General features: G+C 69.4%; 15 protein-coding genes. 13 read left to right on the top strand and 2 right to left on the bottom strand.

Annotation, left to right across the window (positions count from 1 at the left end):
* Positions 1-115 precede the first annotated feature (115 nt).
* From BST44_RS14945 to mnmA, 4 genes are read left to right on the top strand one after another with little or no spacing between them, the layout of a single operon-like run.
* Positions 116-973: a GNAT family N-acetyltransferase gene (locus tag BST44_RS14945; protein ID WP_083177882.1), complete on the top strand. Its 858-nt coding sequence runs from the start codon at positions 116-118 to the stop codon at positions 971-973.
* Complete coding sequence (locus tag BST44_RS14950) at positions 970-1,899, top strand: lysophospholipid acyltransferase family protein (RefSeq protein WP_083177883.1); 930 nt, start codon at positions 970-972, stop codon at positions 1,897-1,899. Before BST44_RS14945 ends, BST44_RS14950 begins: the two co-directional genes overlap by 4 nt.
* A gap of 40 nt (positions 1,900-1,939) precedes the next feature.
* Positions 1,940-3,142 carry a cysteine desulfurase family protein gene (locus BST44_RS14955; protein ID WP_083177884.1) on the top strand — a complete coding sequence of 401 codons (1,203 nt, stop codon included), beginning with the start codon at positions 1,940-1,942 and terminating at the stop codon, positions 3,140-3,142.
* Positions 3,143-4,231, top strand: a complete 1,089-nt coding sequence (gene mnmA / locus BST44_RS14960) for a tRNA 2-thiouridine(34) synthase MnmA (protein ID WP_083177885.1) — start codon at positions 3,143-3,145, stop codon at positions 4,229-4,231.
* Here the strand turns inward: mnmA and BST44_RS14965 are convergent.
* Positions 4,228-4,863 carry a sensor domain-containing protein gene (locus BST44_RS14965; RefSeq protein ID WP_083177886.1) on the bottom strand — a complete coding sequence of 212 codons (636 nt, stop codon included), beginning with the start codon at positions 4,861-4,863 and terminating at the stop codon, positions 4,228-4,230. The genes mnmA and BST44_RS14965 overlap by 4 nt on opposite strands.
* 106 nt (positions 4,864-4,969) lie before the next feature.
* Here BST44_RS14965 and BST44_RS14970 point away from each other — a divergent pair, with 106 nt between their 5' ends.
* The 6 genes from BST44_RS14970 (at position 4,970) to BST44_RS14995 (ending at position 13,709) form a co-directional block, all read left to right on the top strand.
* Positions 4,970-5,983 (top strand): uroporphyrinogen decarboxylase/cobalamine-independent methonine synthase family protein, encoded by a 1,014-nt coding sequence (locus BST44_RS14970; protein WP_083177887.1) that lies wholly within the window; start codon positions 4,970-4,972, stop codon positions 5,981-5,983.
* A 44-nt stretch (positions 5,984-6,027) separates the two neighbouring features.
* Positions 6,028-8,109, top strand: coding sequence for an NAD-dependent DNA ligase LigA (ligA, locus tag BST44_RS14975; protein ID WP_083177888.1), 2,082 nt, complete (start codon positions 6,028-6,030; stop codon positions 8,107-8,109).
* Positions 8,110-8,169: 60 nt separating this feature from the next.
* Entirely contained in the window at positions 8,170-8,766 is a 597-nt protein-coding gene (locus tag BST44_RS14980; RefSeq protein WP_065470824.1) for a TetR/AcrR family transcriptional regulator, read from the top strand.
* 158 nt (positions 8,767-8,924) lie between these two features.
* Positions 8,925-9,371, top strand: a complete 447-nt coding sequence (locus BST44_RS14985) for an MmpS family transport accessory protein (protein WP_208619800.1) — start codon at positions 8,925-8,927, stop codon at positions 9,369-9,371.
* 7 nt (positions 9,372-9,378) lie between these two features.
* Entirely contained in the window at positions 9,379-12,288 is a 2,910-nt protein-coding gene (locus BST44_RS14990; protein WP_083177889.1) for an MMPL/RND family transporter, read from the top strand.
* 176 nt (positions 12,289-12,464) lie between these two features.
* The gene (locus BST44_RS14995) at positions 12,465-13,709 is read left to right on the top strand and encodes a glycosyltransferase (protein WP_083177890.1); all 1,245 of its coding nucleotides are present in this window, start codon (positions 12,465-12,467) and stop codon (positions 13,707-13,709) included.
* 6 nt (positions 13,710-13,715) lie between these two features.
* On the opposite strand, the gene BST44_RS15000 is transcribed toward BST44_RS14995, so the two are convergent.
* Positions 13,716-14,372, bottom strand: a complete 657-nt coding sequence (locus tag BST44_RS15000) for an ACT domain-containing protein (RefSeq protein ID WP_142274504.1) — start codon at positions 14,370-14,372, stop codon at positions 13,716-13,718.
* A 96-nt stretch (positions 14,373-14,468) separates the two neighbouring features.
* Here BST44_RS15000 and gatC point away from each other — a divergent pair, with 96 nt between their 5' ends.
* The 3 genes from gatC (at position 14,469) to BST44_RS15015 (ending at position 17,427) form a co-directional block, all read left to right on the top strand.
* Positions 14,469-14,768: an Asp-tRNA(Asn)/Glu-tRNA(Gln) amidotransferase subunit GatC gene (gene gatC / locus BST44_RS15005; RefSeq protein ID WP_083177892.1), complete on the top strand. Its 300-nt coding sequence runs from the start codon at positions 14,469-14,471 to the stop codon at positions 14,766-14,768.
* The gene (gene gatA / locus BST44_RS15010) at positions 14,765-16,246 is read left to right on the top strand and encodes an Asp-tRNA(Asn)/Glu-tRNA(Gln) amidotransferase subunit GatA (protein ID WP_083177893.1); all 1,482 of its coding nucleotides are present in this window, start codon (positions 14,765-14,767) and stop codon (positions 16,244-16,246) included. Before gatC ends, gatA begins: the two co-directional genes overlap by 4 nt.
* Positions 16,247-16,395: 149 nt before the next feature.
* Positions 16,396-17,427: an ATP-dependent 6-phosphofructokinase gene (locus BST44_RS15015; protein ID WP_007171308.1), complete on the top strand. Its 1,032-nt coding sequence runs from the start codon at positions 16,396-16,398 to the stop codon at positions 17,425-17,427.
* The last annotated feature ends 355 nt before the right edge of the window (positions 17,428-17,782 follow it).

Here is a 17,782-nt window from a genome sequence, read left to right on the forward strand (position 1 = left end):
GGGCCCTGGAGGGGGAGCCCGGGTCACCCCACAACGACATTTCGTCACCTGACGTGCACGGACACGTCACAGCCACGATGCCGACTCGCTCATCGACTACGCAACGTTGGTTGACATGAGCATTGCTTCTGTCCTGATTCCCAGCGACAAGCCCGGCGAAGCGACGACGGCGTCGTCCGCCGGGCCCCGCTACTCGCTCCTGCTGTCCACCGACGCCGGCATGATCGAGGCGGCTCAGCGGCTCCGCTACGACGTCTTCTCCTGCACGCCCGGCTTCGCCCTGGCGGCGAACGACCACGAACGACGCGACGCCGACAGGTTCGACGAGTACTGCGACCACCTGCTGGTCCGCGACGACGACACCGGTGAACTGGTGGGTTGCTACCGCATGCTGGCCCCGGCGGGCGCCATCGCGGCCGGGGGCCTCTACACCGCGACGGAGTTCGACATCCGCGCCTTCGACGCGCTCAGGCCGTCGCTGGTCGAGATGGGACGCGCGGTGGTGCGCGACGGCCACCGCAACGGCGGCGTGGTGCTGCTGATGTGGGCGGGCATCCTGGCCTACCTCGACCGCTACGGCTACGACTACGTGACCGGCTGCGTCTCGGTCCCCATCGGCGGGGAGGCCGGCGACCCGCAAAGCCGGGTGCCGGGCCGGCAGCTGCGCGGCGTCCGCGACTTCATCCTCGGCCGTCACGCCGCCCCGCCGCAGTACCGGGTGCGACCGCACCGGCCGGTGGTCATCGACGGGATGGCCCTCGACGACATTCCCGCCCCCGCACGGCCGTCCGTCCCGGCCCTGATGCGCGGCTACCTGCGGCTGGGCGCGCAGGTGTGCGGTGAGCCCGCCCACGATCCCGACTTCGGGGTGGGCGATTTCTGCGTGCTGCTGGACAAGGGGCGCGCCGATACCCGATATCTCAAGCGACTCCGGTCCGTATCGGCGGCGTCCCAGATGGCCGGTGACCAATGAACGCGCCCGCGCACCCCTGGCTACCCCGTGCATCGTGCGACGCCGGCTGCGTAGGCCGCGGCGACGCCGCGTCGTCGCCGCCGTTGCTGGTGGCGCTGCGGGTAACGCTTCGCGTGCTGCTGGCGCTGCTGCTGGCGCCCGGGGTGGCGCTGCTCGCGGTGCCGCTGCCGGGCCGGACGCGCGTGCAGCGCATCTATTGCCGGATGGTGTTGCGCTGCTTCGGAATTCGGATCACGGTGACGGGCAGCCCGATCCGTAACCTGAGCGGGGTCCTGGTGGTCAGCCCGCACACGTCCTGGCTCGACGTCTTCGCGATCGGTTCGGTGCTGCCCGGCTCGTTCGTCGCCCGGGCCGACATGTTCACCGGGCCCGCCACCGGGATCGTGGCCCGCATCCTCAAGATCATCCCGATCGAGCGGTCCAGCCTGCGGCGGCTGCCCGCCGTGGTGGACGCGGTGGCGCGCCGGCTGCACGACGGCCAAACGGTCGTGTGCTTCCCGGAGGGCACCACCTGGTGCGGTTCGCCCGGCGACGATGCCGGCCGGGTAGCGGCCGGGGCTGGGGGCACCCCCTGCCGCGACGCGGCGAGGGGGAGAGCCGGGCAATCGCACCGAGGCCGCGGGGCGTTCTACCCGGCGATGTTCCAGGCCGCGATCGACGCCGGACGTCCGGTCCAGCCGCTTCGGCTGACCTACCACCACGCCGACGGCAGCGTTTCGACGGCGCCGGCCTTCGTCGGCGACGAGACGCTGCTGGGCTCCATCCGCAGGCTGCTCACCGTGCGGCGCACGCTGGCGCGGGTGCACGTCGAATCCCTGCAGCTGCCGGGGACCGATCGGCGAGCCCTGGCCAGCCGCTGCCAGGTCGTACTTGGCGCCGGGACGGGCCGGCCCGCAGCTCATGGGTCCGTGCTGGTGGCCTCCTAGGACTGGAGGCCCTCCACCTGCCGGTATCGTGGGTCGGGTCATGGTCTACCTGGATCACGCCGCTACCACGCCGATGCACCCCGCCGCCGTCGAGTCGATGACGGCGGTGCTGAGCACCGTCGGCAACGCCTCCTCGCTGCACACCAGTGGCCGGACGGCGCGGCGGCGCATCGAGGAATCCCGCGAGCTGATCGCCGACCGGCTGGGCGCCCGTCCGTCCGAGATCATCTTCACCGCGGGCGGGACCGAGAGTGACAACCTGGCGGTCAAGGGCATCTACTGGGCCCGCCGTGACGCCGAACCGCGCCACCGGCGCATCGTCACCAGCGAGGTGGAGCACCACGCGGTGCTGGACTCGGTGAACTGGCTGGTCGAACACGAAGGCGCCGAGGTGACCTGGCTGCCGACCGAGGCCGACGGGTCGGTGTCGGTGACCGCGCTGCGCGAGGCGCTGTCCAGCCACGACGATGTCGCCCTGGTGTCGGTGATGTGGGCCAACAACGAGGTCGGCACCGTCATGCCGGCCGCCGAGCTCGCCGACGTCGCGGCCGAATACGGGGTCCCGATGCACAGCGACGCCGTGCAGGCGGTGGGCCAGCTGCCGGTGGACTTCGCCGCCAGCGGGCTGTCCGCGATGAGCGTGGCCGCGCACAAGTTCGGCGGACCTCCCGGTGTGGGCGCATTGCTGCTGCGCCGCGACGTGACATGCGTGCCGTTGTTGCACGGGGGCGGGCAAGAGCGTGACATTCGCTCCGGGACGGCCGACGTCGCCGGCGCGGTCGGCATGGCGGCCGCGGCCCGCATCGCGGTGGACGGGATCGAGGCGAACGGCGCGCGGCTGAGGGCGTTGCGGGATCGATTGATCGACGGGGTGCTGTCCGGCATCGAGGACGTCGGCCTCAACGGCGCCCGCGGCACGTCCCCCGCAAGCGGGAGGTACCCCCAGCGGTTGCCCGGCAACGCGCACTTCACCTTCCGCGGCTGCGAAGGCGACGCGCTGCTGATGCTGTTGGACGCCAACGGGATCGAGTGTTCGACCGGGTCGGCGTGCACCGCCGGTGTGGCGCAACCGTCGCACGTGTTGCTCGCGATGGGTGCAGACCCGACCAGCGCGCGCGGGTCCTTGCGAATGTCGTTGGGGCACACCAGTGTCGACGCCGACGTCGACGCGGTGCTGCGGGTGCTGCCCGCGGCGGTGGACCGTGCCCGCCGCGCCGCGCTGGCCGCCGCGGGGGCCCCCTGAATGAAGGTTCTCGCCGCGATGAGCGGGGGCGTCGACTCGTCGGTCGCCGCCGCCCGCATGGTCGACGCGGGACACGACGTCGTCGGCGTGCACCTGGCGTTGTCGACCGCGCCCGGCACCCTGCGCACCGGCTCGCGCGGGTGCTGCTCCAAGGAAGACGCCTCGGACGCGAGCCGCGTCGCCGATGTGCTCGGAATCCCCTTCTACGTCTGGGATTTCGCGGAGAGGTTCCAAGCGGACGTGATCGACGATTTTGTGTCGTCGTACGCGCGCGGCGAGACGCCCAATCCCTGCGTGCGGTGCAACCAGCGGATCAAGTTCTCGGCGTTGTCGGCGAAGGCCCTCGCGCTGGGGTTTGACACGGTCGCCACCGGCCACTACGCCCGGCTGTCCGGTGGGCGGCTGCGCCGCGCCGTCGACCACGACAAGGACCAGTCCTACGTGCTGGCCGTGCTGACCGCCGAGCAGCTACGCCACGCCACCTTCCCGATCGGGGACACCCCCAAGGCGCAGATTCGCGCCGAAGCCGCCCGCCGCGGCCTCGCGGTCGCGGACAAGCCGGACAGTCACGACATCTGCTTCATCCCGTCCGGCAACACGCGGGCCTTCCTGGGCGAGCGCATCGCGGTCCGCCCCGGCACCGTGGTCGGCGCCGACGGCGCGGTGCTCGCCGAACACGACGGGGTGCACGGCTTCACCATCGGCCAGCGCAAGGGCCTGGGCATCGCGGGGCCGGGACCCGACGGCCGGCCGCGCTACGTGACCGAGATCGACGCCGACACCGCGACCGTCAGGGTGGGGGAGGCGGCCGACCTCGACGTGCTCGAGTTGCGTGGTCGAGAGCCGGTCTTCACCGCGGGACGACCGCCATCGGGCCTCATCGAGTGCGCGGTCCAAGTGCGGGCGCACGGCGAAACCGCCCCTGCCGTGGCGGAATTGGTCGGCGACGAGTTGGTCGTGCGACTGCGCGCCCCGCAGCGCGGTGTCGCGCGCGGCCAGACGCTGGCGCTGTACCGGCCCGACCCGGACGGCGACGAGGTGCTCGGCAGCGCGACGATCGCCGGCACCGCGCGTGTGAAGAACAGCTAGGCCGGCATGTTCGCGACGATGTTCGTCATCACGATGTCGGACACCGATTGCGCAAAGCCGCAAAAGGTGACCTCCAGGATGGCCACCGACCGCAGCCGGTAGTCGCGGCCGCAGCCACCCGGCCGCAGGTGCAGCGTTCCGGCGTCGGCCGCCCAGTCGCCGACGTACTGCCGGCCGTCCGGTGCGTTCGCGCAATCCCCGACCGCCCGCACCAACGCGGCGAACGCGCGCCGCGCCGTGTCGACGTCCCGGTAGGCGGCCGCCCCTTCGGAGATCAGCGCGCCGTCGGGCGGGTCTTGGAACGTCGTCTTGTGGAACTCTTCGACATCGGGGCCGAACGTCGCCGTCTCGGCGTAGATGAACCGGCATTCGCGCGGCGCGGTGCCCGCGAGCGAGTCGATGTCGACCGGGCTGGTGCCGTCCATCGACGGGATGATCGTCAGGTGCTCGCCGGCGCCGGTGATCGCGCGCATCCGCGACTGGTCCAGCAAGATCGTGTCGACGTTGACGCCTTGCACGTCCCGGCGCGGGGAACCGAAGCCCGCCACGCCCGCGCCGTCCACCACCCGGGTACATGCCGCAGCCAGCACCACCGCCCCGCACAACAGCAGCGGCCGTGCCAATCTGATCATCCGCGACACGTTTCGCACCCTTCTTGCGCCGAACTTACCCGTGCGCTCGCGCGGCTGACACCCCTGGCCAGCACCGGGTCAGGCACCGTCGAATACGGTTTGGCCGGTGAATGTTTTCGCGAGGGCCAGCGGCGTCGGCTCGTGGCCCGGCATCAAGGCGCGGGAGGCGGCCGAGGTCGTCGTCGGGGAGTTGGCCGGCGCGCTGGCCCACATCGTCGAGCTGCCTGCCCGGGGCGTGGGCGCCGACATGCTCGGCCGGGCCGGCGCGCTGTTGGTCGATGTGGCCATCGACACCGTGCCCCGGGGCTATCGCGTCGCCGCCCGGCCCGGCGCGGTCACCCGCCGCGCCGTTAGCCTGCTGGACGAGGACATGGACGCGCTGGAGGAGGCCTGGGAGGTCGCGGGCCTGCGCGGTGGCGACCGCGCGGTCAAGGTGCAGGCCGCCGGGCCGGTCACGCTGGCGGCCGGGCTCGAGCTGGCCAACGGCCATCGGGCCATCACCGACTCCGGCGCCGTGCGCGATCTGGCGGCCTCGTTGGCCGAAGGCGTGGCCGCCCACCGGGCGGCGTTGGAGCGCCGGCTGCAGACCCCGGTGGTGGTGCAGTTCGACGAGCCGTCGCTGCCGCTGGCATTGGGCGGACGACTGACCGGGGTGACCGCCCTGAGCCCGGTGGCACCGATCGACGAGGCCGTGGCCGTCGCCCTGCTCGACGCCTGTGTCGCCACGGTCGGCGGGGATGTCCTGGTGCACAGTTGCGCCCCGGATCTGCCGTGGAAGATGTTGCAGGACAGCAGATTTAGTGCGGTATCGGTTGACGCGAGCACCCTTGCCGCGGCGGATCTCGACGGTGTCGCCGCGTTCGTCGAATCGGGCCGCGCCGTCATGCTGGGCGTGGTGCCCGGCAGCGCACCTCAGCGGCGCCCTTCCGTCGGGGAGGCGGCCGGCGCGCTGGTTGCGGTGACGGATCGCCTCGGCTTCGGGCGTTCGGCGCTGCGCGACCGCATCGGCGTCACCCCGGCCTGTGGCCTGGCCGGTGCGACCCCCGAATGGGCGCGCACCGCGATCGAGCTCGCCCGCAAGACGGCCGAGGCGTTCGCCGAGGACCCCGACGCCATCTAGCTACGCCCCGGCGTGGTGTCGGCGTCCTCCGATAGCCTGCGAGGGTGAGCTCAGCAGAAGCTGATCCGGTGTCGCCCGAGGTCCGGCGGCAGTGGCAGGAACTGGCGGACGAAGTCCGCGAGCACCAGTTCCGCTACTACGTCAAGGACGCGCCGATCGTCTCCGACGCCGAATTCGACACGATGTTCAACGACCTCCTCGCGCTGGAAGACCGCTACCCGGAACTGCGCGTTCCGGATTCGCCGACGCAGCTGGTCGGCGGGGCGGGGTTTGCCACCGACTTCACCGAGGCCGAGCACCTCGAGCGGATGCTGAGCCTCGACGACGTGTTCGACCGCGACGAGCTGGTCGCCTGGAACAACCGTGTCGAGAACGAGGTCGGTCGCGACCCCTACTACCTGTGCGAACTCAAGATCGACGGGGTGGCGTTGTCGCTGGTCTACCGCGACGGCCGGCTGGAACGGGCCGCCACCCGCGGCGACGGCCGCGTCGGCGAGGACGTGACGCTCAACGCGCGCACCATCGACGACGTGCCCGAGCGCCTCACTCCCGCTGCCGATTTGCCGATTCCCGCCGTGCTCGAGGTGCGGGGCGAGGTGTTCTTCATGCTCGCCGACTTCGAGACCCTCAACGCCAGCCTGGTCGAGGACGGCAAGGCGCCGTTCGCCAATCCGCGCAACAGCGCTGCCGGTTCGCTGCGCCAGAAGAATCCGGCGGTCACCGCGCGGCGCAAGCTGCGGATGATCTGCCACGGCATCGGCCGCACCGACGGGTTCGCGCCCGCGTCGTTGCACGACGCCTACACGGCGCTGAAAGCCTGGGGACTGCCGGTGGCCGACCAGACCGCGCGCGTGCGTGGCCTCACCGCCGTGGAGGACCGGATCGGGTACTGGGGCGAGCACCGCTACGAGATCGATCACGAAATCGACGGCGTGGTGGTCAAAGTCGACGACTTCGCGCTGCAGCGCCGGCTGGGCACCACCTCGCGGGCGCCCCGGTGGGCGGTCGCGTACAAGTACCCGCCGCAGGAAGCGCAGACCAAGTTGCTCGATATCCGGGTCAACGTCGGGCGCACCGGGCGCGTCACGCCGTTCGCGTTCATGACGCCGGTGAAGGTGGCCGGATCGACCGTCGGGCTGGCCACGCTGCACAACGCCGCCGAGGTCAAGCGCAAGGGCGTGCTGATCGGTGACACCGTGATGATCCGCAAGGCCGGCGACGTGATCCCGGAGGTGCTGGGTCCCGTCGTCGACCTGCGCGACGGCTCGGAACGCGAATTCGTCATGCCCACAACGTGTCCCGAGTGCGGCACCACGCTGGCCCCCGCCAAGGAGGGCGACGCGGACATCCGCTGTCCCAATGCCCGGTCCTGCCCGGCGCAGCTGCGAGAGCGCGTCTTCCACGTCGCCGGTCGCGGGGCGCTCGACATCGAAGGGCTCGGCTACGAGGCGGCCACCGCGCTGCTGAAGGCCGGCGTGATCGCCGACGAGGGCGACCTGTTCACCCTCACCGAGGACGACCTGTTGCGCACCGACCTCTTCCGGACCAAGGCCGGCACGTTGTCCGCCAACGGCAGGCGGTTGCTCGACAACCTGGACAAGGCCAAGACGGTCGCGCTGTGGCGGGTGCTGGTGGCGCTGTCGATCCGGCATGTCGGACCGACCGCCGCGCGCGCCCTGGCCACCGAATTCGGCAGCCTGGACGCCATCATGGCGGCGTCGACCGAACGCTTGGCCGCGGTCGAGGGCGTCGGACCGACGATCGCCGCCGCGCTCACCGAGTGGTTCACCGTCGACTGGCACCGCGCCATCGTCGACAAGTGGCGCGCGGCGGGGGTGCGGATGGCCGACGAGCGCGATGCCAGCGTGCCCCGCACCCTGGAAGGGCTGACGGTCGTCGTCACCGGTTCGCTGGCCGGCTTTTCCCGCGACGACGCCAAGGAGGCGATCATCGCGCGCGGGGGGAAGGCCGCGGGCTCGGTGTCGAAGAAGACCGACTACGTCGTCGCCGGCGACGCCCCGGGCTCCAAGTACGACAAGGCGGTCGAGCTCGGAGTTCCGGTCCTCGACGAGGACGGTTTCCGGAAGCTGTTGGCCGAGGGCCCGTCGGACACTCCGGCGCACTAGGCGCTCACGGGCTCGCCCGAAATTGGGGCGCGCAGTCCAAGCCGCTCTATCGTGGTCGTTATGACTCAGACGGCCGAGGAGTGCACGCAGGCGTCGCCGTGGTCGCCCCGGGAGGCCGAGATACTGGCGGTGACCCTGCGGCTGTTGCAAGAACACGGCTATGACCAGCTGACCGTCGAAGCCGTGGCCGGCGCCGCCCACGCCAGCAAGGCCACGGTGTACCGGCGGTGGCCCTCGAAGGCCGAACTGGTGCTGGCGGCCTTCATCGAAGGCGTCCGCCAGGTCGCGCTTCCGCCGAACACCGGCACTTTGCGAGGCGACCTGTTGAGCCTGGGGGAGACGTGCGGTCAGCACGGCGCCGAGCACGCCAGCACCATTCGCGCGGTGATGGTCGAGGTGTCGCGGCACCCGGCGCTCAACGACGCTTTGCAGGAGCAATTCCTCAAGCAGCGCAAGGCGCTGATCCAGCATGTGCTGCGCCAGGCCGTCGACCGCGGAGAGATCAGCGAGGACGTCGTCACCGACGAACTCTGGGACCTGCTGCCCGGGTACCTCATCTTCCGGTCCATCATCCCCGGCCGGCCACCCACCCGCCGCACCGTGCAAGCGCTCGTCGACGGGTTCCTCATCCCGGGTTTGACCAGAACCACCGCGTAACGCCGGGCTGATCCGCCGGGACGGAATGTGTACGCGCGCGTCTCTTGTACAGTACGGTCCCGTACCGTACTGTCATACCTGTCGATCACGCCCGTCCCGCCGGCAGTCGCCGTCGATTCGGGGGTGATGGTGTCGCCCGACGATCGAAAGGCGAACGGGTGAAGGGGATTTCGTTGGCAGCCGTCGTCAAACGCGGGTGGATGGTGATCGTTGCGGCGCTGGTCGTCGTGCTCGCCGGATTCGCCATCTATCGCCTGCACGGAATCTTCGGCTCCCAGAGCAACACCTTCTCCGACAGCGGCCTGGCCAACGAGATCGTCCCGTTCAACCCCAAACACGTGGTGCTCGAGGTCTTTGGCCGGCCGGGCGCGACCGCGACCATCAACTACCTTGATGTCAACGCCCAGCCGCAGCAAGTCAAGGACGCCCCGTTGCCGTGGTCGTTCACGATCACCACGACAGAGCCCGCCGTCATCGGCAACGTCGTCGCGCAGGGCAACGGCGACAGCCTCGGCTGCCGCATCACCGTCAACGGGGAAGTGAAAGACCAACGCACCGTCGACAAGGCCGACGCCTATACCTTCTGCCTGGACAAGTCTGGATGAATCCCCGATGAGCAACCACGAACGGTCGCGGGCTTTCGTCCCGCGCGCCATCCGCCGGCTTGCATTGCCCATCCTGCTGTTCTGGGTGGCTCTGGCCGCGATCACCAACATCGCGGTGCCGCAGTTGGAAGAGGTCGGCAAGACGCACAATGTGGCGCTGAACTCGCCCGACGCGCCGTCACTCAAGGCCATCAAGCGCATCGGTGAGAAGTTCGGAGAGTTCGACACCGACAGCTCGGCCATGATCGTGCTGGAGGGCGACAAGCCGCTCGGCGCGGACGCGCACCGTTTCTACGACGAGATGATCCGCAGGCTCGAGCAGGACAAGAAGCACGTCGAGCATGTCCAGGACTACTGGGGCGACACCCTGACCGCGGCGGGGTCGCAGAGCAGCGACGGCAAGGCCGCCTACGTACAGGTGAACCTCGCCGGCAATCAGGGTTCGGCGTTGGCGAACGAGGGCGTCGGGGCGCTGCGCGACATCGTCGAGCGCATGAAGCCGCCGCCCGGCGTCAGGGCCTACGTGACCGGCGCGGCGCCACTGATCTCCGACCAGTTCGACGTCGGCAGCAAGGGCACCGCGAAGGTCACCGCGATCACCATCGGCGTGATCGCCCTGATGCTGTTCTTCGTCTACCGGTCGGTGCTCACCACGCTGCTGGTGCTCGCCACGGTCCTGATCGAGATGTCGGCCGCGCGGGGCCTGGTCGCGTTTCTCGGCAACGCCGGGGTCATCGGGTTGTCGACGTATGCGACGAACCTGTTGACGCTGTTGGTGATTGCCGCGGGCACCGACTACGCGATTTTCTTCGTGGGCCGCTACCAGGAAGCGCGCGGGACCGGTGAAGATCGCGAAAGAGCTTTCTACACCATGTATCACGGCACGACGCACATCGTGCTGGGTTCCGGGCTGACCGTGGCCGGCGCGGTCGCCTGTCTGAGCTTCACCCGGCTGCCCTACTTCCAGAGTTTGGGTATTCCGGCCGCGCTGGGCATCCTCGTCGCGCTGTGCGCCGCGCTCACCCTGGGGCCCGCGATCCTCACCCTGGGCGCCAGGGTGGGCATCTTCGACCCCAAGCGGGCGGTCAGAACCCGCGGCTGGCGGCGGATCGGCACCGCCATCGTGCGCTGGCCAGGGGCCGTTCTCGCCGCGGCCTGCGCGCTGGCCCTGGTGGGTCTGATCGCCTTGCCCGGATACAAGACCAGTTATGACACCCGGCCCTACATGCCCGCCAGCGCGCCGGCCAACGTCGGTTACACCGCGGCCGAGCGCCATTTCTCGCGGGCCCGGCTGGAGCCCGAGTTGCTCATGGTCGAAACCGATCACGACATGCGCAACCCGGAAAGCATGCTCATCCTGGACAAGGTGGCCAAGGCGGTATTTCACGTTCCCGGCGTCGCGCAGGTGCAGACCATCACCCGTCCCCTGGGCACCCCGCTGGTCCACAGCTCGCTCGCGTTCGTGGTCAGCAATTCCAGCGCGGCGCAGCAGGAAAACCTGACCTATCAACGAGATCGGGCCGACGATGCCCTCAAGCAGGCCAACGAATTGAACAAGACGATCAACATCCTGAGGCAGCAGTACGTCTTGCAGCAGCAGCTGGCCACCACCACCCACGACGAGACGCAAAGCTTCCACGACACCCTCGGCACCATTCAGGATCTGCGCGACAAGGTCGCCAACTTCGACGACTTCTTCCGGCCGGTCCGCAGCTACTTCTACTGGGAAAGGCATTGCTTCGACATTCCCGCCTGCTTCGCTTTCCGGTCACTCTTCGACGCGCTCGACGGCATCGATCAGCTCACGGAAAAGTTCGAAGGGCTCACCGCTTCGCTCGACAAACTCGACGCGCTGCAGCCGAAACTGGTGGCGCTCATACCTCCGCAAATCGACAGCCAGCAGACCAACCGCGATCTGACGTTGGCCAATTACGCCACGCTGTCGGGCATTTACGCGCAGACCGCGGCCGCGATCGACAATGCGACGGCGTTGGGGCGGGCGTTCGACGCCGCCAAGAACGACGACACTTTCTACCTGCCGCCCGACGTCTTCAACAACCCCGACTTCAAGCGCGGGCTGAAGCTGTTCCTGTCGCCCGACGGCAAGGCCGCCCGGATGATCGTCACCCATGAAGGCGATCCCGCGACGCCCGAGGGCATTTCGCACATCGATCCGATGGCGAAGGCCGCGCGCGAGGCGCTGAAAGGCACGCCCATGGCGGGGGCGGGGATCTACCTCGGTGGAACCGCCTCGACGTACAAGGACATACAGGACGGTGCCAAATACGACCTGATGATCGTGGCGTTCGCCGCGCTGAGCCTCATCCTGCTGATCATGATGATCATCACGCGCAGCCTGATCGCCGCGCTTGTCATCGTGGGCACCGTCGCCCTGTCGCTGGGCGCCTCGTTCGGGTTGTCGGTTCTGGTGTGGCAGTACCTGTTCGGCATCCAGCTGTATTGGGTCGTGCTTGCGCTTGCCGTGATCCTGCTGCTGGCGGTCGGATCCGACTACAACCTGCTCTTGATCTCGCGGTTCAAGGAAGAAATCCACGCCGGGGTGAACACCGGAATCATCCGCGCGATGGCGGGCTCGGGATCGGTGGTCACCTCGGCGGGCATCGTCTTCGCCGTCACCATGTGTGCGTTCGTGTTCAGCGGTTTTCAGGTTCTCGGTCAGATCGGCACGACGATCGGTCTCGGTTTGCTGTTCGACACGCTGATCGTGCGCTCGTTCATGACACCCTCCGTCGCGAAAATCCTCGGGCGGTGGTTCTGGTGGCCGCAGCGGGTGCGCCCGCGTCCGGCGAGCACGATGTTGCGGCCCTACGGTCCGCGGCCGGCCGTCCGGCAGCTGCTGCTCTGGGACGACGACGACCATGCGGTGCTGGCGGGATCGAACTCGCAGCCGCACTGATCCAGCGCCGGCGTCATGATCCCGGCGCCACACCCTGCGGGTGGCGTCGCGGCAGACAGTAGGATGCGTCCGACGGCCGCTTGGCCTCCCTCGTGCAGAGCGGGCGGGGCGATCGCAGGTTGCCGACCACATCCGATGGGCAACCGTCACCCGACTCGGTTTTCGTGAGGTTATCCATGCATGTCGCACTCTTCACCGATCTTCACCCCGCCGGCCTCGGAGGGACGCAAGTTTCGGTGGCCACTCAGCGTCGTGCGCTCGAGCAGTGCGGGCACCGGGTCACGGTCTTCACGGCACCGATGCCCGGCGCGGTCGACCCCGACCCCTGCGTCGTCGAATTGAAGCCGGTACCCGTCGTCGACGCGATCATGCGCAAACTTGGCAGGCATGAGGACTTTGTTCTCGTATGGCCTTCCAAGACGAATCGCGCGATCGTCGACGAGGCGTTCGACAGCCGAGGGCCCATTGACATCGTGCACACTCAGGGTGACCTGGGGGTGGCGATAGCCGGCGCGGAAGCCGCTCGCCGGCATGGCATTCCGGTGGTTCAGACCAAGCACACCCGCTACGACACGTACTTCGAGCAAGCCACCCCCGCCCCGCTGTTCCTGGCGATATTGGTCAGCCAGGTGCAGAAACGCTATCTCGCACAGAAATTTCACCTGACGCCCGAAAAGGAAAGTGCGGCTTCGCGACTGGCGTGGCAGTTCATGGTGGCGAATGCGCAAGCCGTGGACCACCAGATCACACCGACGAGGCATTTCGCCCGTTCGCTGGTCAGGCGCGGGGTTACCCGTCCAATCTCGGCGATTTCCAACGGTTTTGACGATGACGTCGTCGACCGGGCCCGGACGGCCGTGGTTGCCGCCTCGTCTGACGACAAGCCGTTGCGACTCGTCTGGTGTGGGCGCCTCTCGTCGGAGAAGCGGGCCCTCGAAGCGATCGAGGCCGTTGCGCAAGTCGACAACTGCACGCTCGACATCTATGGCCAGGGTCACCTGGAGGCGGCGATGAGGAAACTCATCCGCTCCGCCGGACTTTCGCAACGAGTCCGCCTGCACGGTCGGGTCGACCGCGAAGCCTGTTTGGTCGCGATGGGATCGAGCGATGCCCTGCTGTTCACCTCTTACGATTTCGACACCCAGGGGCTCGTCCTGCTGGAGGCGGTGGCGATGTCGTCGCCCGTCATCTACTGCGACCCCGCGCTGAGCGAAACCGTTCCCGAAGGCGGGGGCATCCTCGCCGCCGACCCGTCCCCGTCCGCGCTGGCGGCGGCGATTCGTGTGCTCGCCGCGGACCGCGACAGATTGCGGGAGATGTCCGACGTCGCCGCCCAACACCGCGACAGCGGTCGGCAATCCGTGCAAACCGAGAAGATCATCGCCATCTACAACAGCCTGCTGGACCGGGTGCCCGCTTAGCCGGCCCTAACGCAGCATCGTGGCCACGATCCCGGCCAGATAGCCCAGCCGCGCCACCTCCGAGGGCCGGAATTCCGGGCCCGGGCGGCCCAGCACCACCGCCGTGTGCGGATCGCCCAGCGGGGCGGCGACCATCGTGGTGTCCATGTCGCGCCACGCCTGGGGCACCCAGTCGCCGGTGCTGTCCAGCGCCGCGGCCCGCTCGATCGGCAGCCACGGGGCGGAATCCGCCCGCGTCTCCGGCGCACCGCGGCTGGAGGCCAGGCGCTGCAGCTCACCGGCCGCACTGCGCAGCACGGTGCACCAGCTGACACGCAGCACCCGGGGCGCCTCGTTGGCCAGGACCTGAAGCCGGGACGGCTTGTCGGCGGCGGCGGCGACGTGGTCGAGCAGCTCCAATTCGCGATGCGCTTCCAACAGCCCGGTGTGCGGGCGCACGCTGTCCACCCGGACACCGGGAAGCGACTCCGCGGCCGTGATCAGCGTGTCCGGCATCGCTCCCAGTGGCAGCTCGATGACCAGGTCGTCGATCGCATACCCCGAGCTGCGCTCCACCACGTCCAGCGACAGAATGTCGGCGCCCACCGAACCGAGCGCCACGGCCAGCGACCCCAGGCTGCCCGGGCGGTCGACCAGCTCGATGCGCAACAGATAGGACGGCACGGCCAACACTGTTGCACAGCGATGCGGGGACTGCATTTCTGCGGATAACCGGCGGGCCTGAACCCGCCCGCAGGCCCGCGGCTAGGCTTTCGTGTCGTGTCTCAGATCTCCCGCGACGAGGTGGCGCACCTGGCCCGGCTGTCCCGGCTGGCGTTGACCGATGCCGAGCTGGACAGCTTCGCCGGCCAGCTCGACGCCATCCTGACCCACGTCAGCCAGGTGCGGGCCGTCGACGTCACCGGCGTCGAAGCGACCGACAACCCCCTCAAGGACGTGAACGTCACCCGCCCGGACGAGCCGACCCCCTGCCTTACCCAGGCCGAAGCGCTGGCCGAGGCGCCCGCGGCCGCCGATGGCCGCTTCGCGGTGCCGCAGATCCTGGGGGACAGCGAGTGAACGAGATCATCCGGTCCGACGCCGCGAGCCTGGCCGCCCGGATCGCCGCCAAGGAGCTGTCGTCCGTCGAGGTCACCCGCGCGTGCCTGGACCAGATCGCGGCGACCGACGAGCGGTATCACGCCTTCCTGCACGTGGCCGCCGACGAGGCGCTGGGGGCGGCGGCCGTCGTCGACGAGGCGGTCGCCGCGGGGGAGCGGCTGCCGTCGCCGCTCGCCGGGGTGCCGCTGGCGCTCAAGGACGTGTTCACCACCGTCGACATGCCCACCACCTGCGGCTCCAAGATCCTCGAAGGCTGGCGTTCGCCCTACGACGCCACCGTCACCACGCGGCTGCGCGCCGCGGGCATCCCGATCCTGGGCAAGACCAACATGGACGAGTTCGCGATGGGCTCGTCGACGGAGAACTCCGCCTACGGGCCCACCCGTAACCCGTGGGACCTCGACCGGGTGCCCGGCGGTTCCGGCGGCGGCAGCGCGGCGGCGCTGGCCGCCTTCCAGGCGCCGCTGGCCATCGGATCCGATACTGGCGGCTCGATCCGGCAGCCGGCCGCACTGACCGCGACGGTCGGTGTCAAACCGACCTACGGCACCGTGTCGCGCTACGGGCTGGTGGCCTGCGCGTCGTCGTTGGATCAGGGCGGTCCGTGCGCGCGGACCGTGCTGGACACCGCGCTGCTGCATCAGGTGATCGCCGGGCACGACACCCGCGACTCGACGTCCGTCGACGCGGCGGTGCCCGACGTCGTCGCCGCCGCCAAAGCCGGCGCGGCCGGTGACCTCAAGGGCGTGCGCGTCGGGGTCGTGAAGCAGCTGCGCGGCGAGGGCTATCAGCCCGGAGTGCTGGCCTCGTTCGAGGCCGCCGTCGGGCGGCTGACCGAACTGGGCGCCGAGGTGAGCGAAGTCGACTGCCCGCACTTCGAATACGCGCTCGCCGCCTACTACCTGATCTTGCCGTCGGAGGTGTCGAGCAACCTGGCCCGCTTCGACGCCATGCGGTACGGCCTGCGCGTCGGCGACGACGGCACGCACAGCGCCGAGGAAGTCATGGCGCTGACCCGGGCCGCGGGATTCGGGCCGGAAGTCAAGCGGCGCATCATGATCGGCACCTACGCGCTGTCGGCCGGTTACTACGATGCGTATTACAACCAGGCGCAGAAGGTACGCACCCTGATCGCCCGCGATCTCGACAGGGCGTACGAGTCCGTCGACGTGGTCGTCTCGCCCGCGACTCCGACCACCGCCTTCCCCTTGGGCGAGAAGGTCGACGACCCACTCGCGATGTACCTGTTCGACCTGTGCACGCTGCCGCTGAACCTGGCCGGCCACTGCGGCATGTCGGTGCCCGCGGGGCTGTCGCCGGACGACGGCCTGCCGGTCGGTCTGCAGATCATGGCGCCGGCGCTGGCCGACGACCGCCTCTACCGGGTGGGTGCCGCCTACGAGACCGCCCGCGGCCCGCTGCCGAGCGCGATCTAGCGCCGAGCTGGGGTACCGCCCGCTCGCGCCGAGCTAGGGGTACCGCCCGCTTGCGCCGAGCAGACGCAAAATCGCATCGCTTGCGGCACTTCGGTGCGATTCTGCGTCTGCTCGCGCCATCTAGCTCGGCCGCAGGGCAAGATAAGGGCATGCGGATCGGAGTTCTCACCGGAGGCGGCGACTGCCCAGGGCTGAACGCCGTCATTCGGGCGGTGGTACGCACCTGCGACGCGCGGTATGGCTCCTCGGTGGTCGGCTTCCAGGACGGGTGGCGCGGGTTGCTGGAAAACCGGCGCATACAACTGCAGAACGATGACCGCAACGACCGGCTGTTGGCCAAGGGCGGCACCATGCTCGGGACGGCCCGCGTGCATCCGGACAAGCTGCGCGCCGGGCTGGACCAGATCAAGCAGACACTGGACGACAACGGCATCGACGTGCTCATCCCGATCGGAGGGGAAGGCACCCTGACGGCCGCGCATTGGCTGTCCGAGGAAAACGTTCCCGTCGTCGGGGTGCCGAAGACCATCGACAACGACATCGATTGCACCGACGTCACTTTCGGCCATGACACCGCGCTGACGGTGGCCACCGAGGCCATCGACCGGTTGCACAGCACGGCCGAGTCCCACCAGCGGGTCATGCTGGTGGAGGTGATGGGCCGGCACGCCGGCTGGATCGCGCTCAATGCCGGTCTAGCCTCCGGCGCGCACATGACACTGATTCCCGAGCAGCCCTTCGACATCGAGGAGGTGTGCCGGCTGGTCAAACGCCGTTTCCAGCGCGGGGATTCGCACTTCATCTGTGTGGTCGCCGAGGGCGCGAAACCCGTCGCGGGCTCGATCTCGTTGCGCGAGGGCGGGCTTGACGAGTTCGGCCACGAAAAGTTCACCGGTGTCGCCGCCCAGCTGGGCGCCGAAGTGGAAAAGCGAATCAACAAGGACGTCCGGGTGACCGTGCTGGGCCATGTCCAGCGCGGCGGGACCCCCACCGCCTACGACCGGGTACTGGCCACCCGGTTCGGCGTCAACGCGGCCGACGCCGCACACGCGGGGGAATACGGCCAGATGGTGTCGCTGCGGGGGCAGGACATCGGTCGCGTGGCGCTGGCCGACGCGGTGCGCCAGCTCAAGCTGGTGCCCGAAAGCCGCTACGACGACGCCGCCGCCTTCTTCGGCTGATCACACGAATTCGGCAAACGGCGGGTTGCCCCGGACTGACGGCGGCCTGAATTTGCCCGGCGATTGGCCAGCGTAAAGCCCATCGGTGCAAATTCGTGGTTTCCGGACTGGTTCCGAACGGTTATACCGGGGGTGTGAGCAACCGCGGTTCGATTCGCGGAGTCGTTCAGCACCCCGCGGCGTCGGCTGGGCCACCGGGCCCGCCGGTGAATACGCCACGGCCACCCGCTTGGCGCAATGATGCCGATCCGGCGGCCGCCACGGTGCCACAGCCCCCTCGTTCGGAACCATCCATCCGCCGGCCGCCGGCCGGGATGCCTTCGCCCGGGCCCGCCCCGGCTTCGCGGGCCCGGGC

The sequence above is a fragment of the Mycobacterium scrofulaceum genome (assembly GCF_002086735.1).
In the GTDB taxonomy this organism is placed as follows: Bacteria; Actinomycetota; Actinomycetes; order Mycobacteriales; family Mycobacteriaceae; genus Mycobacterium; species Mycobacterium scrofulaceum.

Bases quoted from the DNA above. Each gene is read 5' to 3' on its own strand.
- BST44_RS14995 (WP_083177890.1), top strand. From the start codon at position 12,465: ATGCATGTCGCACTCTTCACCGATCTTCACCCCGCCGGCCTCGGAGGG.
- mnmA (WP_083177885.1), top strand. From the start codon at position 3,143: ATGAAGGTTCTCGCCGCGATGAGCGGGGGCGTCGACTCGTCGGTCGCC.
- BST44_RS14965 (WP_083177886.1), bottom strand. From the start codon at position 4,863: ATGATCAGATTGGCACGGCCGCTGCTGTTGTGCGGGGCGGTGGTGCTG.
- BST44_RS14945 (WP_083177882.1), top strand. From the start codon at position 116: ATGAGCATTGCTTCTGTCCTGATTCCCAGCGACAAGCCCGGCGAAGCG.
- BST44_RS14950 (WP_083177883.1), top strand. From the start codon at position 970: ATGAACGCGCCCGCGCACCCCTGGCTACCCCGTGCATCGTGCGACGCC.
- BST44_RS14980 (WP_065470824.1), top strand. From the start codon at position 8,170: ATGACTCAGACGGCCGAGGAGTGCACGCAGGCGTCGCCGTGGTCGCCC.
- BST44_RS15015 (WP_007171308.1), top strand. From the start codon at position 16,396: ATGCGGATCGGAGTTCTCACCGGAGGCGGCGACTGCCCAGGGCTGAAC.
- BST44_RS14955 (WP_083177884.1), top strand. From the start codon at position 1,940: ATGGTCTACCTGGATCACGCCGCTACCACGCCGATGCACCCCGCCGCC.
- BST44_RS14990 (WP_083177889.1), top strand. From the start codon at position 9,379: ATGAGCAACCACGAACGGTCGCGGGCTTTCGTCCCGCGCGCCATCCGC.